Source organism: Bradyrhizobium sp. URHC0002 (assembly GCF_054059515.1).
On sequence record NZ_JBSSCF010000001.1, the window covers coordinates 4,211,118 to 4,235,459 of the forward strand.

Genomic DNA, 24,342 nt, shown 5'->3' on the forward strand with positions numbered 1-24,342 from the left:
GCGTCAAAAGACCAGACGGCGCAGATAACGACGCCGTTACCAGCCTCAGGATTGCCGGCCCTTGATCGGTGGTCGCACCCGGGCCTTGGCCGTGCAGGCCTCGCCGAGGCGGCGCCGTTCTAGCCAGGGTTGCAGCACGCTGAGCCAGAGTTCGCGTGTACCCATGATCCAAATCGAGATGCCGAAGGGGATCAGGAAGTACAGGATCCGGAACACCACCAGCGTCGCCAGCAATTGTTCCTTGCCGAACTGCGGCAGCGCCACCAGCATCGCGGCGTCGAACACGCCAATGCTGCCGGGTGCATGGCTGGCAAAGCCGAGCAGCGTCGCCAGGATGAACACCACCGCCAGCGAAACGAAATCGATATGCGGCTCGGTCGGCATCAACAGGTACATCGCCAGCGCGCAAAAGCCGAGATCGACGACGCCGATCAGGACCTGCAGCAGCGTCAGCCGGGCGGAGGGCAACACGACCTTCCAGCCGTTCTGACCGAGCTCGCGGCGACCCTCGCCCATCAGCAGCCAGACGAAATAGGCGGCAATGCCGGCAAGGCAGCCGAGCGCGATCAGCCGGTTCATCGCCGGCGGCAGCAGGTCCATCGCCGATGCCGCCTCGGGATGCCAGGCCATGCCGCAGCCGAGCACGAACAGATTGCCGAGCCAGAAGGTGAGGCCGGAGAGAAAGCAGATTTTTGCGACGTCGATCGCGGTCAGGCCGTAGTCGGAATAGATCCGGAACCGGATCGCGCCGCCGGTAAAGACGGTGGCGCCGATATTGTGGCCGATGGTGTAGCTGGTGAAGCTCGACATCGCGGCGATGCGATAGGGGACGTGGGTCTTGCCAATGGTTCGCAATGCGAAGAAATCATAAAAGGTCAGCGTGCAAAACGCCCCCACCACGCACAGCGCGGCCAACGCGATCCGATGTGGCGCGATGTCGGTGAGCGCAGTCAGGATAACCCCGGTGTCGACCCCCTTGAGGGTGTGAACCAGGTGGGTAATCGCAAGACCGATGATGAGAAGACTCGCAGCGATTCCTAGCCGTTTCCAGCCGATCTTCTTCTTGAAGCCACGCCCGAGCGCGGTCAGCAGCCGATGCATTCATCCTCCCGGCGGGGCGGCAACGTAAATATTTAGGCCTGTCATGACAGGTGACAGTCGACGGTCAGTGGCACCGTTCGCGAAATCCATAAGCCAAAACCGGGCCCTTGTGCAGCCCTTGACAAGCATGCCTTTTGGCTTCGTTGGCCGCCCTTGTCATACGCCCTACATATGTCGCCGCGTTAACGATTTTGAGTCGCATCGAGGTCCGTTCCGCGTGCTCTTTTTGCCGTTCCGTCCGTTCCATCGCGGCGTTTTCGAGGTGCTTAGGAACATCCTTTTCTGGAGCCGGTTAGCTTCCCATCAGCAATCGAACATGACGCGCGTGTCAGGCCGGGAAAAGGCCTGCGCCTGCATGTTCCCGAACGAAAGAGGACGGCAATGGGACTCTTCACCAAAGACATCAAGACCATGAACGACCTGTTCATCCATCAATTGCAGGACGTTTATTACGCTGAGAAACAACTCGTGAAGGCCCTGCCAAAGATGGCCGAAAAAGCGACCGATAAGCAGCTGAAACAAGGCTTTTTGACCCATCTCGACGAAACCAGGACGCATGTGCAGCGCCTCGAGGAGGTATTCCGCATGCACGGCGCCGAGGTGAAGGCGGTCGATTGCCCGGCGATCGACGGCATCATCGAAGAAGCCGACGAGGTCGCGGGCGAGATCGCTGACAAGGCCGTGCTGGACGCAGCTTTGATCAACGCCGCGCAGGCCGCCGAGCACTATGAGATCACCCGCTACGGCAGCTTGATCGCGTGGGCGCGGCAGCTGGGACGCAATGACTGCGCCAGCATCCTCCAGCAGACGCTCGATGAGGAAAAGAAGACTGACGCCAAGCTGACCTCGCTGGCGGAAGGCAAGGTCAACCTGCGGGCCGCAAGCTGATTTCGACTCCTGAATGAGGCAAAACGCCGCGCGGGGACACCTCGCGCGGCGTTTTATCGCAAGGAGACGGCCGGATACGCCTATACTTCGATCTTCATCGAAACATTGTATGGAAACGGACGTCATTGAATGGCGTTGGATCCCCAAATTGGGTGATCCATGCGAAACACTTCCGTCAAATTCAAGCCGGTTTCGGGCACCGATAATTCGTTCGATTTGGAAGCCGGAGCGGCACCGTCAAAGTTGACAACGTCGCTGACGCTCGCGGCGATGAGCCTCGGTTATGGCGTGGTCCAGCTCGACGTCACTATCGTCAACACCGCACTCAATGCCATCGGAACCTCGCTTGGCGGCGGCGTCGCCGAATTGCAGTGCGTGGTCGGCGCCTACACCATCGCGTTCGCGGCCTTCATCCTGACGGCGGGCGCGCTGGGCGACCGGATCGGTTCCAAGCGGATATTCATCGCGGGCTTTGCCCTTTTTACGGCGGCCTCCGTTGCCTGCGCGCTGGCGCCCAATGCAGCGACGCTGATTTCCGCGCGTTGCGTCCAGGGCCTGGCGGCCGCCATTCTGGTGCCGAACTCATTGGCGTTGCTCAGTCATTGGCGTTGCTCAGTCACGCCTATATCGACGAAAAAGCTCGCGGACGTGCGGTCGGTATCTGGGCCGCCGGCGCAAGCGTTGCGCTGACGGCTGGTCCCTTTGTCGGCGGCGCCCTGATCACGCTGGTCGGGTGGCGCTCGATCTTCCTGGTCAATCTGCCGATCGGCCTTGCGGGGCTGTGGCTGACGTGGCGCTTTGCGAGCGAGACGACGCGCTCTCCGCAGCGCGGGATAGACTTGCCGGGTCAGGTCACCGCGATCGCGGCACTCGGCTTTCTCGCCGGCGCAATTATTGAGGGGGGCCTCGCTCGGATGGAGCAGTCCGGTCGTCATCGCGGGCTTCACAGCATCTGCGATCTTTGCGGTGTTGTTTGTCTGGCGGGAAGCGCGTGCGCCACAACCCATGCTGCCGCTGCGGCTGTTCAGGAACCGGATGTTCGCACTGACGTCGCTGATCGGCCTGCTCGTCAATGTCGCGATCTATGGCTTGATCTTTGTGCTCAGCCTCTATTTCCAGCAGATCAATGGGTTGTCGGCATTTGAAACCGGACTGGCTTTCGTGCCGATGATGGCCGCGGTGTTGCCCGTGAACCTGGTCGCCCCCCGCGTCACCGAATATATCGGTGCGCCCGCCACCATTGCTGCCGGCGCGGTGCTCTCCGCGGCCGGATGCCTTGCGATGCTCGGTATCGAGGCCGATACGAGCTATTGGGCGATCTGCCTGCAGCTGATTGCGATGAGCACGGGTCTCGGATTGCTGGTGCCGCCATTGACGTCGACGCTGCTCGGCAGCGTGGAGAAATCGCGCTCGGGCATCGCTGCAGGCGTACTCAACGCGACCCGGCAGACCGGCAGCGTGCTGGGCGTCGCCTTGTTCGGTGCGTTGGTGGGCCAGTCCCGTGCTTTCATGTCGGGGCTGCATGCATCGCTGATCATTTCGGCAGGCGTGCTGCTCGCCGCCGCCGCGGCAATCTGGTGGGAGTCGTCGATCGACTGACCCGGTTGTAATTTGTGCAGACGTCGCGGCGAACCGGTTCCCGGCATTTCCGGACAGCGCGCCTCCAAAAGGGTTTTGTTCACCATCCTCGCAAACGAGCCGCGGCGGTTACCCCAAAATATACCAATGGAACTGCAATTACAGGCCACTGAGGGGTCTGTAATGTACCAAGTCCTGAATTGCCTCGTCACCGAGCATGACTGGCGACTGGTTGTGCTGGCTGGCGCCATTTGCACGTTCGCCAGCGCGGTCGCCATCAGCCTGTTTCATCGTGCCAGGGCCTCGCATGGCCGAACGCGCGCGATCTGGATCTGCCTCGACGCGGCTGTCGGCGGCTGCGGAATCTGGGCTACCCATTTCGTCGCGATGCTGGCTTACGATCCGGGCGCGGGCGCCGGATACAGCATACCCGTCACACTTTTGTCCCTGCTCTTCGCGATATGCATTGTCGCGATCGGCCTCTGCGTTGCACTGTTCAGTGCGCGCCGGTCGGTCGTCGCGACCGGTGGTGCGATCATCGGCACCGGTGTCGCGGCGATGCACTATACCGGCATGGCGGCACTCGAGCTCCCGGCCTACATTGTCTGGGCACCCGGTACCGTTTTGGCCTCGATCGTTTTCGGAAGCGTATTCGCGGCGATTGCAATGCTGGTCGCCGTGCGTCGCGACGATACGGTCCATACCCTGGCGGCCGCCAGCCTGCTGACGGTCGCAATCGTTTCACATCATTTCACGGCCATGGGCGCCGTCACGCTCGTCCCCGATCCGACGCTCGGCTCCGATGCGTTAACGGTTTCGCCGGCGGCGCTCTCGTTTCTGACCTCTATCGGGGCCTTTGCCATTCTCGGCATATCGCTGCTGGCGGCGATGTTCGATCGCGCCGCAAAGGGCGAACTCCATGGACAAAAGATCCTGCTCGATTCGGCCATCACCAACATGTCGCAGGGACTTTGCATGTTCGATGCGGAGGGCCGCATCCTGCTGTTCAACCAGCGCTACGTCGAACTCATGGACCGGTCTGGCATGCCGCTGCAGGGCCGCCTGCTGATTGACGTCCTGCGGGAAGTGAAAGCGGTCGGCGAATGGGACGGCGATCCCGATGAGTTCTTTCATGCGGTGGTGGCGGACGCCAAAGCCGGCAGGACCGTGACCAAGACGATGGGTCGCGGCGGACGTTCGCTCCGCGTGGTCGATCAGCCCATGAAGGGCGGCGGATGGGTCGCTACGTTCGAAGACATCACCGAATGGCAGGCGGCCCAGGAACAGATTTCCCATATGGCGCGCCATGACGCGCTGACCAATCTGCCGAACCGGACGCTGTTTCGCGAACAGCTCGAAAAGGCCTTGCGGCTCGTCAGGCGCAGCGATCAGCTTGCCGTGCTGTGTCTCGATCTCGATCACTTCAAGGACATCAACGATTCGCTTGGCCATCCGGTCGGCGACGCGCTGCTGAAAGAGGTCGCACGGCGCCTCGGCGAATGCGTGACGGAGCACGACACGGTGGCGCGGCTCGGCGGCGACGAATTCGCGATCGTGCAGTTTTGCAGCGATTGCGAGCCGTCCGCCGTCGCCATGCTCGCCAGCCATGTGGTCGAGAAAGTTTCTGCGCCCTACGAGATCGCCGGTCACCAGCTCGTCATCGGCGTCAGTATCGGCATTTCGCTGGCGCCCGAGGACGGCAAGAATCCCGACGAACTGCTGAAGAAGGCCGATCTTGCGCTCTACCGCGCCAAGGAGGACGGCCGCGGCACTTACCGCTTCTTCGAGACCGGAATGGACGCGCGCGCGCAGGCGCGGCGCCTTTTGGAACTGGATTTGCGCGCGGCGCTGAAGCGCGGAGAGTTCCAAGTCTATTACCAGCCGATCCGCGACGTTGCCAAAGACGTGGTGGTCGCCTTCGAAGCCCTGGTACGCTGGAATCACGCGTTGCGCGGCATGATCTCGCCGGTCAATTTCATTCCGCTGGCGGAAGAAACCGGCCTGATCGTTCCGCTCGGTGATTGGGTATTGCGCCAGGCCTGCCTGGACGCGGCCGGCTGGTCGCAGGATGTCTGCGTTGCCGTCAACCTGTCGCCGGTGCAGTTCAAGAATCCCAGCCTGGTATCGACCGTCAAGGAAGCGTTGAGGGCCTCCGGCCTTCCGGCGCATCGGCTCGAACTGGAGATAACGGAATCGGTGCTGCTGCAGAACAGCGAGGCGACGCTGTCGGTTCTGCACGAGCTGCGTGGCTTTGGCGTCAGGATCTCGCTCGACGACTTCGGAACGGGATATTCGTCGCTGAGCTACCTGCGCAGCTTCCCGTTCGACAAGATCAAGATCGACCGTTCGTTCGTGAGTGAACTGGCGACGCGTGACGATTCGATGGCGATCGTCCGTGCGGTGACCGGCCTCGGCAAGAGCCTCGGCATCGTCACCACGGCCGAAGGTGTCGAGACCGATGCGCAATTCGATCTCTTGCGCCAGGAGGGTTGCACGCAGGCGCAAGGCTATCTGTTCAGCCGCCCGCGTCCCGCCGCCGAGGTGGAGAACATGCTGGTACAGCCGCGGCAGCGCCTGACCGCCTAGGCAGGTCTTTTCGAAAACGCGGGTCGCTTAGGCTTTGCGTAGCGCGAAATGTGCGCCGCAGAACGCCATTGCCGCACCGAGGCACAAGGCGGCAAGGCCCGCGAGCACGCCCGAAATGGTCGGAACCGGGCTAGGCGCCGAGGCGGCCTGTCCCGCGCCGGCGAGGATCAGCACGCCGACCGCGATCAGGAACTGGCGCATACGCTGCGGAATTTGGCCCGAGGCCGCGCTGTGCATCAGGTTGGCGGTGAAATAGCCGCCGGAAAAGCCCACGGTCGCGATCAGCCACCACGCGATCGCTGCGCCCGCGGGCATGAACGCGCTGGTATCGGACCGCCACAGGCCGCCGAGATCGAGCCCGTAACGCGCGCCCAGCATGTGCACGGCCAGCGCCAGCAGCACTCCGGAAACTATCGCGCCGGCCAGAATCAGGCGGCGCGGAAAATAAGTCGTCTCGGCCATGGCCCGCTTGTAAGGTAAAGCCGGCTCGCCGCGCAAGCCGGCGGTTTCAAACGACACGGATATTTTGAATTGCCGACATCACTACCGAACCAGGCCAGCGAAGGCGAGGGGGCGCGCACGATCAGCTACGTCTACAAGGCGTCACTGATCTCGTCGGCGTATCAATTCGAACTGACGGATGCCGGATTGTCGTGGCGGATCGGCCGCAGGTCCGGCGTGTGGCCGTATGCCGATATCGCTTCGATCCGTCTGTCGTATCGACCGATGTCGATGCAAGCGCGCCGCTTTCGCGCCGATATCGAAAGGGCCGGGGAGGGGCGGATCGCCATCCTTTCGACGACCTGGCAGACCGTCTCGCTGATGACGCCGCAGGACCAGGGCTACCGCGCCTTCATCACCGAGCTGCACCGAAGGATGAGGGCGGCAGGCAGCAAGGCTTCCCTGACCGGCGGGATCGGGACGGTCACCTATGCCACAGCGGTTACGATGGTGGCCTTGTTGGCGATCGCGATGATCGGACTTCTGGTACGGGCGCTTATGACGTTCGAATTCACCGGCGCGTTGTTTCTCGTCGGCATGGCCGCCTGGTTCGTCTGGACGATAGGCGGCTTCATCAAACGCAATCGGCCGCGCAGCTACTCTTTCGACCAGCTTCCCGACGCGCTGCTGCCATAGTCGCTTCGCAATCAAGCGAAATGAAATGTGACTTCGCGAAGCCAGCGACTGTCGGCATCGTTGCGGCCGAATTTCCCTGACGAATCGTCGCGACGGATCGAAGCAATGCGATTGCCCACCGAGGCCGAGATTGCCGCGATCAACGCGCGGCATTTGATCGAGACGCCGCTACGGCCGGCGGACCTGCTGTTCGTGTTTGGCACGCGCGAGGACGTCGACGAGCGCGTCGATGAAGCCTGCCGGCTGTGGCGAAGGGGGTATTTTCGCTGGGCGATCGTGAGCGGCGGCGTGACGCCGGGATCCGATCTGTCGGAATGCGCGATCATTGCCGATGCCATGGTCGCGCGCGGTGTTCCTGCCGACATCATCCTGAGAGAGGATCGTGCGATGAACACCGGCGAGAACGTGATCTTCTCGCTGCCGGTCATCGACCGAGCGCTCGGGCTCGCCGGCATCCGCAGCGTGATCTGTCTCGGCAACACCTGGACGGCGCGCCGCTACCCGATGACGCTGCATCGGCACTGGCCGGAAGTGGAGAAGATGCTGGTCATGGTCGACAGTTTTGGGACGCCGCGGGCGCTTTGGCACACCGACCCTGAATTCTCGCGCCGCATGCTCAATGAATGGGACAAGATCGAGCCGTACAAGGCGAGGGGCTTCATCGCGGAGTGGCCGGAGAGTGAAAGTGCGACCGATAGATCTATTCGGTAGTGTCGACGTCTTCTTTCGCCGTCAGCATTCCCGAGAGCGTTCGCAGCGCCAGATCGAGCTGTTCGGTAGAGGGGGCGCCGAGCGCCAGGCGAACGGCGTTGGGGGCATGGCCGGGGCTCACGGCGAAGGTGGTCGAAGGGGTGAGCGCAATGTCGCGCCGGGCTGCGGCCGCGACGAATGTCTGCGAGCGCCAATGCTGGGGCAAAGTGAGCCATAGATGGTAGGATTTGACGTTCGCCTGGACTTCGAAGCCGGCGAGATATCTCGCCGCCATCTGCTGGCGCCGCGCCGCGTCGATCCGTTTCAGGCGTGACAGTTCTGCCACCGTACCGTCAGCCATCAGCCGTTGTCCGGCGGCAAAGGCAAATCCGGAAGCCGTCCATCCGCCGGATCGAACCGCGGCCATGATGCGCTCGCGCAGGCGCGGCGGCGAAACGATGAAGCCGAGCGCAAGGCCGGGCGCCACCTTCTTCGACAGGCTGTCGAGCGTGATGCAGCTATCCGGCGCGAGCGCGGCCATCGGCGTTTCTTCGTCGAGAAAGCCATAGACCGTGTCCTCGATGACGGTGAGGCCGAGCTTCTCGACGACGCGAAGCAGGTCGGCCCGGCGCGCTGGCGGCATGGTCATGCCGAGCGGATTTTGTATCGTCGGCTGAACGTACAGCGCCGACAAATGCGCTTCGCGGTGCGCCTTCTGCACCGCGTCCGGGCGAACGCCGTTTTCGTCCATCGCGAGCGGCACAAGCGTGACGCCGAGCCTCGCGGCGATGTCCTTGATGAAGGGATAGGTCAGCGCCTCGACGCCGCAGCGGCCGCCGCTCGGCACCAGCGCCGCAAGGGCTGCGGCGATGCATTGCCTGCCGTTCGCGGTGAACACGAGTTGATCGGGGGCCGGAGACCAGTCCTCGCGGGAGAGAAACTCGGCGGAAATGGTCCGTGCCGCCTGTGTGCCCGACGTGGTGGAGTGCCGCAACGCGAGATCGAGCACTTCGGGGCGTTCCAGCCCCGCAAGGCTTCTTGCGATCATCACCGATTGCGTCGGCAGGATCGGATAGTTCACTTCCAGATCGATGCGTGCGCCGCGCGGCTCAGTCGGCATGGCGACGCCGCGACGCGTCTCGCCCGAGACGAACGTGCCGCGCCCGACTTCGCCGACTACGAGGCCGCGGCGCAACAGCTCGGTGTAGACGCGGCTCGCGGTCGAGACCGCGATCTTGCGCGCATAGGCGAAGCTGCGCTGCGGCGGCAGGCGGTCGCCGGGCTTGAGACCGCCATTGGCGATCTCCGCGGCGACGGTATCGGCAAGCTTCAGATACTCGAATTTTGACATTATTGCACCGAGAGCAATGTTTTCCTTGCACCGAGGAGTGTATCGGATCATTTTGAACCCATCAAGCCTGAGATTGCACTGAGAGGGGTGCAACCCAATCGGACCAATAGGGCGCACGCGCATCCCGCGTTTGCGTCGGCGGCAGCGGTTTGCCGCGCAAAAGAAGGAGAAGAACGATGACGACGATATCCCAGACGGCAGGTCGGCCTGCGTCCCGCAAAGCAGTGGCCGGATTTTTCCGCCTGCTCAGTGGCTGGGTGAACGGCGTCGTCACCCATCTTGCGCGTCGCCAAGCCATCCAAACCCTGAGCGAACTGGACGATCGTGCGCTCCGCGACATCGGCATCGAGCGCAGCCGCATTGAATCGGCCGTGCGTGGCGTCATCGATCCGGACTTCGGGCGCATCATGTGAGGTGCCCGGACTGAATGCTGTAACGTCATCGGCCCGGTCGAAAGATCGGGCCGATTTTTTTGTCCGGTCGCGATCGAATTTCGAGGCTATGACTTTCCGGTCGCGGGACCGGATCCAATAGCCATGGATGTCGGTCGGATGGGGCTGCGCGGCATGCTCATCGCAGCCCTGATTGCCGGCTTCGCATTGGCTCTTTGGTTTCTCCTGAACGAGCTCGAAGGCGCAATGCGGGACGTCTGCTCGAGTCTGGCCACGGTGTCGACAATCGGGAATTAGGTTCCGGACTCGGCGCTAGTGCCGCACCACCAGCACCGAACATCTGGCGTAGCGCACAACGTGGCCGGCGTTGGAGCCGAGGAAATAGGTCCGCATCGCCGGCCGGTGCGAGGTCATCACGATCAGGTCGGCCTTGATGGCCGCCGCCTCTTCGAGGATCTCGTGATAGATGCCGCCCTGCCGCACAGCGGTGGAAATGCGCGCCGCCTCGATGCCGGATTCCCTCGCCACAATCGCGAGCGCTTCCTCCGACGCCGCGCGTTGCAGCACGTCGAAATCGGCCGGCACATATTCCGCCAGCATCGCTGGCGTCATCGGCTGCACATTGAGCAGGCACACCGAGCCTTTCCAGGTCTGCGACAGTGTTGCTGCGGTCGCGATCGCCGGCTTGGCCAGATCGGTATCGGCCAGGTCGATCGGCACGAGAATCGACTTGAACATCTGCGCCTCCTGCCCGGCGCCCGTTCGCTCCTGACTTATCAGGATCGGGCCCTAGCCTTTTGTTTTGACGTATTTTCTTTTACGCGAACTTGTTCTCAATTTGCTCGAAAACCGTGTCGCGAGGAGCTTAGCATGGCGGGGCAGGGATGTCCGCCTGCCTCAATCGTCGAGCGCCTGCTTCAGCAATTTCGGGCTGGTGAAGCGCACGAGTTTGCCGCGGCGGAACGCCACGTCGTTCCAGTCGTCGACGGCAAAATCCAGGATGGCCAAGCCAGCGGTTGGCAGATTGTGCTCGAGTGACTTCTTCGCTGCTGCGTCGCCGCTGCCGGCGAGCATCAAGGCCAGTTCATGCATGCCGGGATTGTGGCCGATCACCATCAAACGCGCGGGATCGGTGACCTCGGCCAACCGGATGATCCGCAGCAGCTGCGCCGGCTCGGCGCCGTAGAGTTCGTCGAGCAATTCGACCTGTGGCTGCGGAGGTCGTCCCTGCACGGCATCCTTCATCGCATCGCGTGCGATCTCCCAGGTCTGCTGCGCCCGCACCGCGGTCGAAACCAGAACGGTATCGGGCAAGGGCGGATGCCGGGCGATCCAGGTTCCGAGGGCGGCGGCATCCAGCCGGCCGCGCTCGTCGAGACGACGGTCCTGGTCATGGCCCGAAGGCGCGTCGTGTTCGGTCTTGGCGTGACGCAGCAGCATCAAACGGCGCATGGGCGCAATCTCGATTCGGTCTTAGTCTGGACTAATCTACAAGCTCATGTCCCGGACAGGGTGACAAGCGCTGCAGCGGTCCGTAAGAAACGCCATGCCCGAGACTTTCACAAGTGCGACCAACAGCCCCGACGACGACGCGCCTTTTCGCTCGCGTCTGTCATTCGACCTGGATGTTGACATTTGCGTGGTGGGGGCCGGACTTGCCGGCCTCACGGTGGCGCTGGAGGCCGCGCGACTCGGCGCCAGCGTGGCCGTGCTGGAAGGCCGATATGTCGGCTGGAACGCTTCCGGCCATCAGCTCGGCACGGTCATGCCGGGCTACAGTCTTCCGATCGGCGACCTGATCGAGCGCGTCGGCCTCGAGGACGCGCGCGAGCTGTGGGCGCTGTCGAAGCAGGGCGCCGATTACGTTCGCGCCGCCGCCACCGAAGAGGCGATGCCGGGAATTACACTGACCGAGGGCGCGCTGGAGGTCTCCACCGTTGACGCCGGCGAAACGCTGATCACCCGGCTGCAGACGCTGAGCGAGGATTTCGAGACCGAGGTCGACGGATGGCAGGTCGATCGCGTTCGCGATCAGCTGGGGACTGCACGCTATTTCCACGGCATCTATTATCCGCGCGCGTTCCAGATCGACGGCCGCAAATACATCCACGGTCTTGCCGCGCAGGCGCGGCGGGCGGGCGCACGCATCTTCGAGGATACGCCTGTCGTCAGCATCGACCCGTCAGGGATTCGCAAGCGCATCGTGACGCCGTCGGCGCGGCTGCGCGCCTCGCACATCGTGCTGGCCGGCAACGTTCATCTCGGCGCCCCGTTGCGCCGCCTGTCGGAGACGCTGCTGCCGGTCTGGCGCTATGCCGCGATCACGGAGCCGCTCGGCGAGCGGCTGGGCGAGGTGATCGCCTTCAAGGGATCGGTGGCCGACAGCGACGGCATCGATCATTTCCGGATCGTCGACGGCGACCGGCTGATGTGGGCCAGCCCGGAAACCACCTGGGAGGCGCGGCCACGCCGCTTTGGACCCGCCATTCAGCGCCGCATTGCCACCATCTTCCCCCAGCTCGGCAAGGTCGCGATATCAGACGTGTTCGGCGGCGCGGTCGGGGTGACCGTGCACGGCATGCCGCAGATCGGCCAGTTGCGCAAAGGACTATGGGTCGCCAGCGGCTTCGGCCGCCAGGGGCTGAACACCTCGGCGATGGCGGGGCAGGTCATCGCGCGCAGCATCCTGTGGGGCGAGGAACGCTGGAAACTGTTCTCGCCGTTCGAACTGGTCTGGGCGGGCGGCGCCACCGGCCGAGCCGCCGGCCATCTGATCGGCCTGTGGGGGCGGGGCCATTCCGCCGCGGCGGGCGCACTGGCCCGTTACCGCGAAGGCGCCCGTGTCCGGGAACGCGTGCGCGAGGCGCGATTGGCGGAGGCCAACCGGCAGGCCGGAACCAGGCCGGCGCGCCCGCCGGCTGGGCCGCGCCCGGTGCGTCCACAGCCTCCGCGGCCGGTAGCGGCGCAGGACGGCGGGATATCAGCCGCTCCCTCGCAGGAAAGTGAGAAAATCCGGGACGGTTCCGTGTAACGTCGGCGGCCGTGGGCCGTACTTGATGGCGAACCGTTACGCCCGCCTCGCACGGAGATTTCCATGATCGAACGCCGTATCCTGCTCGCATCTGTCGCCGGCCTGTTTGGCCTTGCCGCTTTCCGCTGGCTGCGCACCACGCCGGCGCAGGCCGCCGAGAAGTTCGAGGTGGAAAAGACCGACGCCGAATGGCGCGCACAACTCACGCCGCAGCAGTATGAAATCCTGCGCAAGCACGGCACCGAGCGGCCGGGTTCGAGCCCGCTCCTGAAGGAAAAGCGCAAGGGCATCTTTGCCTGCGCCGGTTGCGACCTGCCGCTGTTCTCCTCGGACACCAAATATGAGAGCGGCACCGGCTGGCCGAGCTTCTGGAAACCGCTCGACAATGCCATTGGCGAAACCAAGGACACAACGTTCGGCATGACGCGGACGGAAGTCCACTGCCGCCGCTGCGGTGGCCACATGGGTCACGTCTTTGACGACGGGCCGAAACCGACCGGTCTGCGCTATTGCATCGACGGGTTCGGGCTGGTGTTTCACCCGGCAGGTCCCACGGCTTCGTAGGGGCGCTGCCCGGCAATTGTTGCCCGCCCGGCAAATGTGCCCCGGTCGTATGACCGGGGCTTTTTCTTTAAGTCATTGATGTTTCTGTATTTTATAGTTTGGCACAACGCTTGCGACATCTTCTCCCGACGCGGCCTCGGTTTCCCCAAAACGGCGAGCCGCCCGGATCGAATTTGGAGAACATGTCATGGGTATCTTCGGCGCTCTCACCACCGCGGTCGGCGGCCTTCGCGCCAACTCCTACGCGCTGGAAAACGTCTCGGGCAACATCGCCAACTCGCAGACGACGGCGTTCAAGCGCGTTGATACTTCTTTCCTCGATCTCATTCCGCAGACCGCCGCCACCGCGCAGCTTGCCGGCGGCGTGACCACGCAATCCCGCTCCACCAACTCGGTGCAGGGCGACGTGCAGACGGCCTCGGTTGCGACCTTCATGGCGATCAACGGCAACGGCTTCTTCGCGGTTCAAAAGCCCGGCAACATCACCGACGGCACGCCGGTGTTCGACGGCGTCGACCGCTATACCCGCCGCGGCGACTTCCAGCTCGACAAGAGCGGTTATCTCGTCAACGGCGCCGGCTATTATCTGCAGGGCGTGCCGATCGATCCGACCACCGGCAACCCTTCCGGCAGTTCGCCGCAGGTTCTCAGATTCCAGAACGACTTTTTGCCGGCGCAGCAAACCACCAGGATCGACTATCGCGCCAACCTGGCCAGCTATCCGTTCACGACCAAGCACGACGTTTCGGTCCCCGGATCGGAATTGATCGCGCCCGGGTCATATAGCGCCGGACACAATCCGCTGGCGCTCGGCACGCCCGCGGCGCCCTTTACCGACGCCACCAGGAGTGGCACCACTCAGAGCAACAAAGCGACGCCGTCGGTTGCGAACACGGCCGCGACCCTGCTCAACGGCGCCGCCGGTACCGACTCGATCTCTTCCAATTTCATCGCGGGCGACACCATTACGGTCAACGGCCAAACCCTCACCTTCATGGCGTCAGGCGCCGCCGGCAACAACCAGATCAACATCACAGACAACATCGGAACCTTGCTGGGCAAGATCGACGCGCTCCAGGGAACGTCAGCCCCGAACACGTCCACGATCGCCTCGGGCTCGATCACGCTGCATTCCGGCCTCGCCAACAATCTCTCGGTCACGAGCTCGAACAGCACGGCCTTCGCCGCGCTCGGCTTTACCGGCACCGTGACGGCGACGCGCGGCGGCGGCGGCGGCGTTGGCACCGGCCAGGTCGTCGGTAACGACAACTCGACGTTCCTCGCCGAGTCGATCGCGGGTGGTGCGGTCACGACTTACGACGTGTCGGGCGCGCCCGTGAACCTGCAGTTCCGCTGGGCCAAGACCGACACTGCCTCGCTCGGCGCCGGCCATACCGACACCTGGAATCTGTTCTACCAGGTCAATCCCAACGCAACCGGCACCGCGGTCTCGTGGCAAAACGTCAACACCAATTTCACCTTCTCTGCCTCTGGCCAGATGACGCCAGCAGTTCCGAACATCACGCTTAACAATGCCGTCGTGAACGGCGTCTCGCTGGGCAGTCCCGTCATCAACTTCGGCACCGGCGGTGTCACCCAATTCGCGGACGCCAATGGCAACGTGCAGGTCAACCAGATCCAGCAGGACGGTTTCCCGGCCGGCCAGTTGCAGTCGGTCGGCGTCGGCAGCAATGGCCGCATCGTCGGCAACTATTCCAATGGCCGCAACCTCGACCTCGCCGAAATCTCGGTCGCGACCTTCAACGGCACCAACTTCCTCAAGCGCGTCAACGGCGGCGCGTTCGAGGTCACCGACGCGTCCGGACAGGCGCTGTTCGGCAAGGCCGGAACCATCGTCGGCTCCTCGCTTGAAGGATCCAACACCGACATCGCGGACGAGTTTACCAAGCTGATCGTCACCCAGCAGGCTTACTCGGCCAACACCAAGGTCATCACCACTTCCAACACGATGGTGCAGGATCTGCTGAACGTGCTGCGGTAGTTAGTCGCGAGGTTCGCGATGCGATTTGAGATGGGCAATTAGTCATGGGTTTGAGTCAAGCTCTCTCCACCGCAATGTCCGGCCTGCGCGCGACGCAAGCCGCGATCTCGCTGGTCGGATCGAACGTCGCCAACGCGGAAACGCCGGGTTACGTCAGGAAGACGGTCATTCAGGTCGCCGGCACCAACGGCGACTATGGCTCGAGCGTTCTGCTCAACGGCGTCGACCGGCAGCTCGACCAGTATTTGCAGACACAACTGCGGACGGAAACCTCCGGCGCGGCCTATGCCGATATCCGCTCGACCTTCCTGCAAAATTTGCAGAACGTCTACGGAAATCCGGCCGAGACCGGCACCATCGAGGACTCGTTCAACAAGCTGTTGACCGCCTTTCAGGGCCTGTCGACCAGCCCGGACTCGCAGTCGGCGCGGATCAGCGCCGTCGCCGCCGCGCAGACGATGGCGCAGACGCTCAATGCGGCGACGCAGGGGATTCAGAGCCTGCGCGCCAACGCCGAAATGGGCATCAACGATTCCATCGTTACGGCAAACAATGCGATGGCGCAGATCGCGTTCATCAACAACCAGCTTCAGAACAACGGCAAGACCGATGCGGCGACGGCGTCGCTGCTCGACCAGCGTGATCAGTACATCACGCAATTGTCGAGTCTGATGGACATCAGAACGGTCGTTAACGACCTCAATCAGGTGACGGTGTTCACGAACTCCGGCGTGCAACTGGTTGGTACCGAGGCTGCGCAGCTAAGCTTCAATCCGCAGGGCACGATGACGCCCAACACGCTGTACAACTCCGATCCGACCAAGAGCAACGTCGGCACCATCGCGATCAATTTCCCGCACGGCGGCAGCTACGATCTGGTGTCGACCAACTCCATTCGTTCGGGCAAGATCGCGGCCTATCTCGAACTGCGCGACAACACGCTGGTGAAGGCGCAGGCGCAGATCGACCAGTTCGCAGCGTCGATGGCGAGTGCGCTGTCGGACAAGACGACGGCCGGCACCGCCGCTCCGGCGTCCGTGTTGCCGCAGGCCGGCTATGATCTCGATCTCACGGGATTGCAGTCGGGCAACGTCATGCACGTTACCTACAAGGACAACACCACCGGCATCACGCACAATCTCTCGATCGTGCGCGTCGACGATCCAAGCGTGCTGCCGCTGAGCAATACCGCGACCCTCGATCCGAACGATGAGGTTCTCGGCATCAATTTTGCCGGCGGCATGGCTTCGGTGGTTAGCCAGCTCAACGCCGCGCTCGGGTCGAGTGCCAATCTGCATTTTTCGAATCCGTCCGGTTCGACGCTGCGCGTGCTGGATGACGGCGCGTCCAATCGCTCGGACGTGCTGGCGGCGTCGGTGACCACGACGATGTCCTCGCTCACCAGCGGCAACCCGCAGCTTCCGTTGTTCACCGACAATGGCGGGCTCTTTACCGGTGCGCTCACCGCCAGCGGTTCGCAGCAGACCGGTCTCGCGGGCCGCATCAGCGTCAATCTCGGGCTGCTCGGCGATCCCTCGCGCACCATCGTGTTTTCCACCAGCCCGTTGACGGCGGCGGGCGACACCACGCGTTCCGACTTCATTCTCACGCAGCTGCAGTCGGGGAACTATCGCTATTCGCCGCAGACCGGCATCGGAACCACCGGCGCTCCGTTCACCGGCACGCTGACCAACTTCGCCAAGCAGTTCATCAGCCAGCAGGGCGAGGCCGCGACCGCCGCCAAGCAACTCGCCGACGGTCAGTCCGTGGTGCTGAACACGCTGCAGAAGAAGGTGACGGATGCCTCGGGCGTCAATATCGACGACGAGATGGCGCATCTGCTCGCGCTGCAGAACGCCTATTCCGCCAACGCACGCGTCATGTCGTCCATCAAGCAGATGTACGACACGCTGATCCAGGCCATGTGAGGGTTTCATGTCGATCGATGGCGTTAATGGCCGAACATCCTATATCGGGACCTCGATCCTCAATATCCGTGCGCAACTCGACAATCTGACGCAGCAGCTCGCTAGCGGCCGGGTCTCGACGACCTATGCGGGGCAGGGCGCCAATCGCGGCTTCGCGCTTAGCTTGCGCGCCCAGGTCAGCGGCCTCGATTCCTATGCGGACACCGCCAAGAACGTCAATATCAGGCTCAACGTCGTCAACCTTGCGCTGCAGGGCTTGACCGACATCGGTACTTCGGTGAAGAGCGCGGCCAGTACGTCGACCATCGTGCTCAACAACAATGGTCAAACCTCCGGCCAGATCACGGCGCAGGCGGCGTTCTCGAATGCGGTGTCGCTGCTCAACAGCCAGACCGGCGACCGCTTTCTGTTTTCCGGACGCACCACCGACACATCAGCGACGGTGCCGGCCGACGTCATGCTCGACGGCCTGGGAACGCAGGCCGGGTTGAAGCAACTGATCAACGAACGCCGCCAGGCCGATCAGGGCGTCAGCAACATGGCGCACCTGACGGTCTCGTCGCCACCGCTGACGACCACCGTGACCCGCCTGGCTGAGGATGGTTCGTCGTTCGGCATGAAGCTTGGTTCGATCAGTTCATCGTTGACCGGCGCGACCGTGACGCAGCCGGCCGGTGCGCCGCCGGCCGCAACCGTCGATCTCGGCACCGTCAATCCGAACGATGGCGACAAGATCACGTTCAACTTCAACCTGCCCGACGGCACCACCGAGCAGATCGCGCTGACCGCAACGACCAAGAATCCGCCGCCGGCAGGCTCGTTTCTGATCGGCGTCGATACGGCAGCGACCACCGCGAACCTGCAGGCCGCATTGACGTCATCGATCCAGACGTTGGGCGATACGTCGCTGGTGGCGGCGTCCGCGATCGCGGCATCCGACAATTTCTTCAATCCGTCCGCGACCGTCACGGGGACTGCGGTCAACAACCAGGCCGCGGTGCCGGCGCCGATCACCGGCGCCACGCTGCTCGCGGGCACTGCGGGAACGGATTCGCTGGCCGCGAGCTTTGCGGCGGGCGATACCATTACGGTCAACGGCACGCCGATCACCTTCGTCGCATCCGGCGCGACGGGCAACCAGCTCAACGTCACCGACAGTGTGCAGACGTTGCTGGCAAAGATCGATTCGATCACCGGTACGGGTACGCCGTCGACCGTCACCGGCGGCGTGGTAGCGCTGCATGGTGGTGACGGTGCGAGCCTGGCAGTTTCCAGTTCGAACACGGCCGCGTTCACGGCGCTGGGCTTCAGCGCCCCGGCGAGCGCAAATCCGGCGCCGTTGCGTGTCAACGGTCCCCCGTTTGCCACCGCCACCAATCTGGTCGGCGGCACATCCGCTAACACCGTTTCGTGGTACACGGGCGAAGTCGGTACCGATCCGGCGCGCGGCACCGCGATCGCGCGCATCGACCAGTCGATCACGGTGCAGTATGGCGCGCGCGCCAACGAGCAGGCGTTGCGCTATCAGTTGCAGAACATCGCGGTGTATTCCGCGGTTACGACCAATGCCGCCAATCCGAACTCGAAGGCGCAGGTGAACGCGCTGCAGCAGCGGATTTCGGCAAACTTGGCGCCGCAGACCGGCCAGCAATCGATTCAGGACATGCAGGCGGAGTTCGCCGGCGCACAGAACGCCATCAAGGCCTCGACCGACCGCCAGACCCAGCTCAAGGGAATGGCGCAGACCATGCTCGACCAGATCGAGGGCATCAACCAGGACGAGGTCGCGACCAAGATCCTGGCGCTGCAGACCAGCCTGCAGGCCTCGTATCAGACCACGTCGATGCTCTACCAGACCACGCTGACCAAGTTCCTGCCGGTCTGACGAAAATTTGCCGGCTCAAAAATGAAAAGGCCTCCGCAAGGAGGCCTTTTCATTTGAAGCGATGCGATCGCTATGCAGATTTGCGATCGGGCTCGCCGAGCGCCTGCATTTTCCGGGCGCTCTCCAGGATCTGCTCTTCATGGCCGATCAGTTTTTTGGATTCCTTCAGCGCATGATAGAGATCGCCGTTCAGAATGTAGTTGTTGATTCCTTCGATGAAGGGCCAGGCGCTCGGCATCGCGGTCAGGATATCGCGGACGAGGCTGAAGTAGGTCGGATGGTGCGCCATCGGATCCGGCGACAGGTACATCAGCTGCACGGCGAGATAGACCAGCTTGGCCGGCGTGTCGGCAATCTCGGGTGTGAGGATGTCCTTCTCGCGCAGGATCGGGATCCTGTCGCCGTCGATCAGTAGTCTGGCGCGCTGATCGGTATTGGTTACCACGCAGGCGCCGATGATGATTCGCTCGTGCGGTTTGAGCTCGACTTTCAAGGCCATGCCTGTTCTCCGTTGGCGCTTTTCGCGCGTTGTCGATTGCCCGCCGGCAGATTCGCATCCTTTCCCATGATGGTTAACCAATGGTGAACATGCGATTTGTGCCCATTTGACGGGGCTTTTCGCGTCGCGACCCGTAGGAATACGGAGCAGATTCGGAAACGGCCAATTAATTTCAAATTCACCGTCTTTAGGGGCGTCGCGGCCGACCAAATTCATTTTTTCTTAGAGAGTTGGTTTCAGAGTGAGGCGGTCGCCTGATCGCGAGGTCGGGTAGTGGCTTGTCTTAATTTCACACCAGAAAGGTATGAAAGATGTCCGGTATTGTTCTTTCGGCTTCGGTTCGCCAGAACCTCCTTTCGCTGCAGTCAACCGCTGACCTGCTCGCGACCACGCAGAACCGCCTTGCCACCGGCAAGAAGGTCAACACGGCCCTCGATAACCCCACCAACTACTTCACCGCGCAGTCGCTCGATGCGCGCGCCGGTGACATCAACAATCTCCTCGACGGTATCGGCAACGGCGTGCAGGTGCTGCAGGCCGCCAACACCGGCATCACCTCGCTGCAGAAGCTGGTCGATACCGCGAAGTCGCTGGCCAACCAGGCGCTGCAGAGCGCGGTCGGCTACTCCACCAAGTCGAACGTCTCCGCCACGATCACCGGCGCGACCTCGAACGACCTGCGCGGCACCACGACCTACACCAGCGCCACCGCGACCTCCAACGTACTGTTCTCCGGCGCGGCCGGCGGCACCACGCCGGCCGCTTCGGGCACGACGCTCGGCGGCACCTCCGCTCCGCTGGTCGGCACCGGCGCCCCGAACGGTGCGGGTACCGCGAACAGCCTTGCCTTCGGTTTGACTCTGGCGGGCGCGCCCAGCGCCACGACGATTGCGGCCAACGGCGCGCCGACGGACGGCGAGACCCTGACCGTCAACGGCAAGACCATCACCTTCAAGTCGGGCTCGGCTCCGGCAGGTAGCGCTGTTCCCGCCGGCTCCGGCGTCTTCCAAAACGTCGTCACCGACGGTAACGGTAACTCCACCGTCTATATCGGCACGACCGGTGCCCCGACAGGTACGGTGCAGGACCTTGCGAACGCCATCGACCTCGCCAGCGGCGTCCAGAAGGCCGTGATCAACACCACGACCGGCGTGGCGGCGTTCTCCAACTCTTCGGGCACCAACGCCTCCATCACGACTGGCGCCCTGACGCTACACACGGGCACCGGCTCCGACCTCAGCATCACCGGCCGCGCCGACCTGCTGAGCGCGCTCGGTCTGACCACGTCGGTCGGCTCCGGCGACGCCACGGTCACCCGTCAGCGCCAGATCACGTCTGCCTCGACCGGCACGCTGATCCAGGACGGCTCGACGCTGAACGTCAACGGCAAGATCATTACGTTCAAGAACGCCGCGGCTCCGCTGCCGGCAAACGTTCCGGTCGGCTCGGGCGTCAACGGCAACCTCGTCACCGACGGTAACGGCAACTCGACGGTCTACCTGCAGGGCGGCACGCTCGCCGACACGCTGAAGGCGATCGACATCGCGACCGGTGTCCAGACCGCGACGAACACCGGCGGTTCGGCAGCGATCGCCACCGCCCCAGGCCAGGTCGCATCGTCGATCGTTGCGGGCGCGCTGCAGCTCTCGACCGGTACGACCGCCGACCTGGCGATCTCCGGCACCGGCAATGCGCTTTCGGCGCTCGGCCTGACCGGCAACACCGGCACCGGCACCAGCTTCAACGCGGGTCGCAGCGCGGCGCCCGGCAGCCTCTCCGGGAAGACTTTGACCTTCACCTCCTTCAACGGCGGTACGCCGGTCAACGTCACCTTCGGCGACGGTTCCAACGGCACGGTCAAGACCCTCGACCAGCTCAATAACGCGTTGCTGGCCAACAATCTGGCGGCGACGGTGGATTCCACCGGCAAGCTGACGATCACCACCACCAACGACTATGCTTCGTCGACCCTCGGGTCGGTGCTTTCAGGCGGTGCGATCGGCGGCACGCTGACCAGCGCGGTCACGTTCACGATCGCGACGGCTCCGGTGGTCGACATCACGGCGCAGAACGTTCGCAGCAACCTGGTGACCCAGTTCAACGGCATCCTGTCGCAGATCACGACGACCGCGCAGGACGCATCGTTCAACGGCATCAACCTGCTGGGCGGCGATCAGCTCAAGCTGACGTTCAACGAAACCGGCAAGTCGACGCTGAACATCACGGGCGTCAACTTCAACGCGGCGGGTCTCGGCCTCGCCAACCTGGTTCAGGGCACCGACTTCATCGACAACTCCGCCACGAACAAGGTTATCACCAACCTCGCCAATGCTTCGACGCAGCTGCGCACGCAGGCTTCCGCCTTGGGTTCGAACCTTTCGATCGTGCAGATCCGTCAGGACTTCTCGAAGAACCTGATCAACGTGCTGCAGACCGGCTCGTCGAACCTGACGCTGGCCGACACCAACGAGGAAGCGGCGAACAGCCAGGCGCTGTCGACCCGCCAGTCGATCGCGGTGTCCGCGCTGGCGCTGGCCAACCAGTCGCAGCAGAGCGTGCTGCAGCTACTCCGCTAAGCGGGACGGCGAACTCAACGATCAAGGCGGCGGGGGAAACTCCGCCGCCTTTCTTTTCGGGTGAGAACTTCTTCCGGCTCGAGAAGAAAAAACGCGCAGCATGAAGAAAAGCGTCGAAGCAAATAATTTGGGCTTCGATGTTAATTCCATCAGAACTTGATGGCCCGCATGCTGGCGCAAATATGGATTTTTTGCCGGACTGCCGACACAATCGGTAACTCTTGCTAACCATATTTAAAGGCGCAACCGGTATGAAAGTTGGGCAGTTTTTCGGAATTCCCGCGGTCTTGCAAATCGCTCCCATCGAGGTTCGTGAATGTCTAATGCAGCTCAGGCCTACGCGCGTACATCTCAAACGACGACGTCTCCCCGTGAAATTGAAGCGCAGGCACTGCTGAAGGCCGCACGGCAACTCCAGGACGTCCAGTCCAACTGGAATGGCCCTGATTCGGCCATGCACAACGCGTTGCTTTTCAACCGTCGGCTCTGGTCGATCTTCATGAGCGCCGTCGAGGCGAACGAGAATCCTCAACCGATGGAAGTGCGGCAGAACATCGCTAACATCGGCGTCTTCGTGATGAAGCAGACCGTCGACATGCAATTGAATCCGGATCCGGCCAAGCTGAAACCGCTGATCGATATCAATTGCAATCTCGCCGCCGGCCTTTCCGGTCGCGGCTAACGGGTTCGGGCGGGTGTGCCGACATGGCTGACCTCTGGAGCATCATATCAGCCAACTACAAGACGGTGGGGTTGACTGTTCCGTCCAAGACTCCCTATGTGCCGGTCGAACCCACGCTGTACGAAGGTAGCTGGACCGGGAAATACCCCGACAACAAGACGTTCAAGATCACGATCTCGGACGTCACGGGCTTTCGCGCCAAGGTGCAGTACCAGAGTGGCGGCACCAACAAATTCCAGGAAGTGCTGATCAAGGACAATTCGTTCCGGATCGGTGACACCAAGTTCACGCTGACGGCCAATGGCAAAGCGCAGATCAAGAACGTCGTCAGCGATCCGTCGAGCGGCCAGACCTATCTCGACCAGGCCTACGCATCACGCGCGAGCTAACGTCAGCCGTTACGCGTCCTAAGCCTTGCGGTCGGTTGCGCGAAGCCGCGTCGGGGCGTCCTTGGTCAGGTCCAGCGTGTGGAAATAAGCGCGACGGCGCAGCACTGCTTCCTCGGGAAACTGCTTCACCACCTGGCTCGTCCTGGTATCGATGACTTGATAGACGACGGCGCGGGCGTCGCGATCGATCACCACCTGGTTCGACATCGAAGAAGCATTCGAAATGGAGACGCGGACCGGGGCGGAATCGGCGCTGGCGCGCGCGGAGTCGACCGCCGCGACGCTCTGGCTCGCCGGCAGTTCGGTCGCGACCGCATGTTGTGCCGCCTCGCTCACGTGCTGAACGATCGGCGCGGCAACCGGTGCCCCCACCGGTTTGATGTTGAAATCTGTACTCATGGCAGCCTCCAGGCTTGCGCGAGTCAAATCCCAACCCCTCGTCGAAACAATATAGCTCTACACCTCTCAACGCGGTGTTAGGGAACACGCTCAATTCCGCGCTGACGCGGGCGTGCAAATTTAGTTAAAATTGTAGAGATCCGAAAACCGCGATCGCTTACAGCGAGCGGCTGACCGAGAGCGGGGTGATGTTGCGCGGTCCCGGCACGGCGCGTTGCCCCGAAGCCGTATAGGTGTTCGGAATGTTCTTGCGCTGGATCTCGGTGTTGACGCCGCGCACGATGCCTTCGGACACCGCATGCGCGGTTGCAAGGACGGTGAGATTGATCTGCAGCATCGCGCGGAAGGTGTCGTGGTGGCGGCGCAGCGTGGTCAGCAATTCCGGCGATACCTGCGCCAGATATTTTTGCGCATTCTTCAAATTCTCGACCGTGACCATGTAGCGGCGCGACAGTTCGCCCTTCTGATCTTCCAGCCGCATCGCCTCGCGCACATTGCCGGCGCGAACCAGTTCGGTTTCGCGCTCGATGATGCCGAGCAGGGCGCTCATCACTTCCATCAAATCTTCCGCGAGCTTGCGCGCTTCCGCCGGCGTGGAGATCGCTCTTGCGGGTGCAGATGCCGGTAAGGGCGCGGGGCTGGCCTGAGGACGCTGATTCATGTC

General features: G+C 62.9%; 21 protein-coding genes and 1 pseudogene. 14 read left to right on the forward strand and 8 right to left on the reverse strand.

Going from position 1 to position 24,342, the window contains the following annotated elements:
• Nucleotides 1-45 precede the first annotated feature (45 nt).
• Nucleotides 46-1,101, reverse strand: coding sequence for a lysylphosphatidylglycerol synthase transmembrane domain-containing protein (locus ACVWVY_RS20315; protein ID WP_456628049.1), 1,056 nt, complete (start codon nucleotides 1,099-1,101; stop codon nucleotides 46-48).
• Nucleotides 1,102-1,482: 381 nt separating this feature from the next.
• Here ACVWVY_RS20315 and ACVWVY_RS20320 point away from each other — a divergent pair, with 381 nt between their 5' ends.
• From ACVWVY_RS20320 to ACVWVY_RS20330, 3 genes and pseudogenes are all read left to right on the forward strand, one after another.
• Nucleotides 1,483-1,989: a YciE/YciF ferroxidase family protein gene (locus ACVWVY_RS20320; protein WP_456628050.1), complete on the forward strand. Its 507-nt coding sequence runs from the start codon at nucleotides 1,483-1,485 to the stop codon at nucleotides 1,987-1,989.
• A gap of 159 nt (nucleotides 1,990-2,148) precedes the next feature.
• Nucleotides 2,149-3,588 (forward strand): annotated as a pseudogene (locus ACVWVY_RS20325) (MFS transporter).
• A gap of 162 nt (nucleotides 3,589-3,750) precedes the next feature.
• On the forward strand, nucleotides 3,751-6,153 hold the full coding sequence (locus tag ACVWVY_RS20330; RefSeq protein ID WP_456628051.1) for an EAL domain-containing protein: 2,403 nt from the start codon (nucleotides 3,751-3,753) through the stop codon (nucleotides 6,151-6,153).
• A 27-nt stretch (nucleotides 6,154-6,180) separates the two neighbouring features.
• Here the strand turns inward: ACVWVY_RS20330 and ACVWVY_RS20335 are convergent, their stop codons facing one another.
• Nucleotides 6,181-6,615 (reverse strand): hypothetical protein, encoded by a 435-nt coding sequence (locus ACVWVY_RS20335; protein ID WP_456632262.1) that lies wholly within the window; start codon nucleotides 6,613-6,615, stop codon nucleotides 6,181-6,183.
• A 69-nt stretch (nucleotides 6,616-6,684) separates the two neighbouring features.
• Between ACVWVY_RS20335 and ACVWVY_RS20340 the strand changes: the two genes are divergently transcribed.
• Together ACVWVY_RS20340 and ACVWVY_RS20345 are read left to right on the forward strand one after the other, a co-directional pair.
• A complete protein-coding gene (locus ACVWVY_RS20340; protein WP_456628052.1) occupies nucleotides 6,685-7,290 on the forward strand; it encodes a hypothetical protein in 606 nt (201 codons plus the stop codon).
• Between the two features lie 105 nt (nucleotides 7,291-7,395).
• Complete coding sequence (locus ACVWVY_RS20345) at nucleotides 7,396-8,001, forward strand: YdcF family protein (RefSeq protein ID WP_456628053.1); 606 nt, start codon at nucleotides 7,396-7,398, stop codon at nucleotides 7,999-8,001.
• Here the strand turns inward: ACVWVY_RS20345 and ACVWVY_RS20350 are convergent.
• The gene (locus tag ACVWVY_RS20350) at nucleotides 7,991-9,331 is read right to left on the reverse strand and encodes an aminotransferase-like domain-containing protein (protein WP_456628054.1); all 1,341 of its coding nucleotides are present in this window, start codon (nucleotides 9,329-9,331) and stop codon (nucleotides 7,991-7,993) included. The genes ACVWVY_RS20345 and ACVWVY_RS20350 overlap by 11 nt on opposite strands.
• Before the next feature lie 176 nt (nucleotides 9,332-9,507).
• Between ACVWVY_RS20350 and ACVWVY_RS20355 the strand changes: the two genes are divergently transcribed.
• Entirely contained in the window at nucleotides 9,508-9,744 is a 237-nt protein-coding gene (locus ACVWVY_RS20355) for a DUF1127 domain-containing protein (RefSeq protein WP_456628055.1), read from the forward strand.
• Nucleotides 9,745-10,035: 291 nt separating this feature from the next.
• Here ACVWVY_RS20355 and ACVWVY_RS20360 read toward each other — a convergent pair whose 3' ends face one another.
• Together ACVWVY_RS20360 and ACVWVY_RS20365 are read right to left on the reverse strand one after the other, a co-directional pair.
• On the reverse strand, nucleotides 10,036-10,461 hold the full coding sequence (locus ACVWVY_RS20360) for a universal stress protein (protein WP_456628056.1): 426 nt from the start codon (nucleotides 10,459-10,461) through the stop codon (nucleotides 10,036-10,038).
• Nucleotides 10,462-10,620: 159 nt separating this feature from the next.
• On the reverse strand, nucleotides 10,621-11,175 hold the full coding sequence (locus ACVWVY_RS20365; protein WP_456628057.1) for a SixA phosphatase family protein: 555 nt from the start codon (nucleotides 11,173-11,175) through the stop codon (nucleotides 10,621-10,623).
• A 94-nt stretch (nucleotides 11,176-11,269) separates the two neighbouring features.
• On the opposite strand from ACVWVY_RS20365, the gene ACVWVY_RS20370 reads away from it, so the two are divergent.
• The 5 genes from ACVWVY_RS20370 (at nucleotide 11,270) to ACVWVY_RS20390 (ending at nucleotide 19,133) form a co-directional block, all read left to right on the forward strand.
• Nucleotides 11,270-12,754 carry an NAD(P)/FAD-dependent oxidoreductase gene (locus ACVWVY_RS20370; RefSeq protein WP_456628058.1) on the forward strand — a complete coding sequence of 495 codons (1,485 nt, stop codon included), beginning with the start codon at nucleotides 11,270-11,272 and terminating at the stop codon, nucleotides 12,752-12,754.
• A 63-nt stretch (nucleotides 12,755-12,817) separates the two neighbouring features.
• On the forward strand, nucleotides 12,818-13,318 hold the full coding sequence (msrB, locus tag ACVWVY_RS20375) for a peptide-methionine (R)-S-oxide reductase MsrB (RefSeq protein WP_456628059.1): 501 nt from the start codon (nucleotides 12,818-12,820) through the stop codon (nucleotides 13,316-13,318).
• Between the two features lie 187 nt (nucleotides 13,319-13,505).
• Nucleotides 13,506-15,320 (forward strand): flagellar hook protein FlgE, encoded by a 1,815-nt coding sequence (locus ACVWVY_RS20380; protein ID WP_456628060.1) that lies wholly within the window; start codon nucleotides 13,506-13,508, stop codon nucleotides 15,318-15,320.
• 44 nt (nucleotides 15,321-15,364) lie between these two features.
• Nucleotides 15,365-17,248, forward strand: coding sequence for a flagellar hook-associated protein FlgK (gene flgK, locus ACVWVY_RS20385; RefSeq protein ID WP_456628061.1), 1,884 nt, complete (start codon nucleotides 15,365-15,367; stop codon nucleotides 17,246-17,248).
• 7 nt (nucleotides 17,249-17,255) lie between these two features.
• Nucleotides 17,256-19,133 carry a flagellar protein gene (locus tag ACVWVY_RS20390; protein WP_456628062.1) on the forward strand — a complete coding sequence of 626 codons (1,878 nt, stop codon included), beginning with the start codon at nucleotides 17,256-17,258 and terminating at the stop codon, nucleotides 19,131-19,133.
• Nucleotides 19,134-19,203: 70 nt separating this feature from the next.
• Here the strand turns inward: ACVWVY_RS20390 and flbT are convergent, their stop codons facing one another.
• Nucleotides 19,204-19,632 (reverse strand): flagellar biosynthesis repressor FlbT, encoded by a 429-nt coding sequence (flbT, locus tag ACVWVY_RS20395; protein WP_456632263.1) that lies wholly within the window; start codon nucleotides 19,630-19,632, stop codon nucleotides 19,204-19,206.
• Nucleotides 19,633-19,943: 311 nt separating this feature from the next.
• On the opposite strand from flbT, the gene ACVWVY_RS20400 reads away from it, so the two are divergent.
• From ACVWVY_RS20400 to ACVWVY_RS20410, 3 genes are all read left to right on the forward strand, one after another.
• Entirely contained in the window at nucleotides 19,944-22,208 is a 2,265-nt protein-coding gene (locus ACVWVY_RS20400) for a DUF1522 domain-containing protein (protein WP_456628063.1), read from the forward strand.
• A gap of 316 nt (nucleotides 22,209-22,524) precedes the next feature.
• Nucleotides 22,525-22,890 (forward strand): flagellar biosynthesis regulator FlaF, encoded by a 366-nt coding sequence (flaF, locus tag ACVWVY_RS20405; RefSeq protein WP_456628064.1) that lies wholly within the window; start codon nucleotides 22,525-22,527, stop codon nucleotides 22,888-22,890.
• 23 nt (nucleotides 22,891-22,913) lie between these two features.
• A complete protein-coding gene (locus tag ACVWVY_RS20410; protein ID WP_456628065.1) occupies nucleotides 22,914-23,279 on the forward strand; it encodes a hypothetical protein in 366 nt (121 codons plus the stop codon).
• Between the two features lie 18 nt (nucleotides 23,280-23,297).
• Here ACVWVY_RS20410 and ACVWVY_RS20415 read toward each other — a convergent pair whose 3' ends face one another.
• Nucleotides 23,298-23,678, reverse strand: a complete 381-nt coding sequence (locus ACVWVY_RS20415; protein WP_456628066.1) for a hypothetical protein — start codon at nucleotides 23,676-23,678, stop codon at nucleotides 23,298-23,300.
• Between the two features lie 157 nt (nucleotides 23,679-23,835).
• Nucleotides 23,836-24,339, reverse strand: coding sequence for a hypothetical protein (locus tag ACVWVY_RS20420; protein WP_456628067.1), 504 nt, complete (start codon nucleotides 24,337-24,339; stop codon nucleotides 23,836-23,838).
• Between the last annotated feature and the right edge of the window lie 3 nt (nucleotides 24,340-24,342).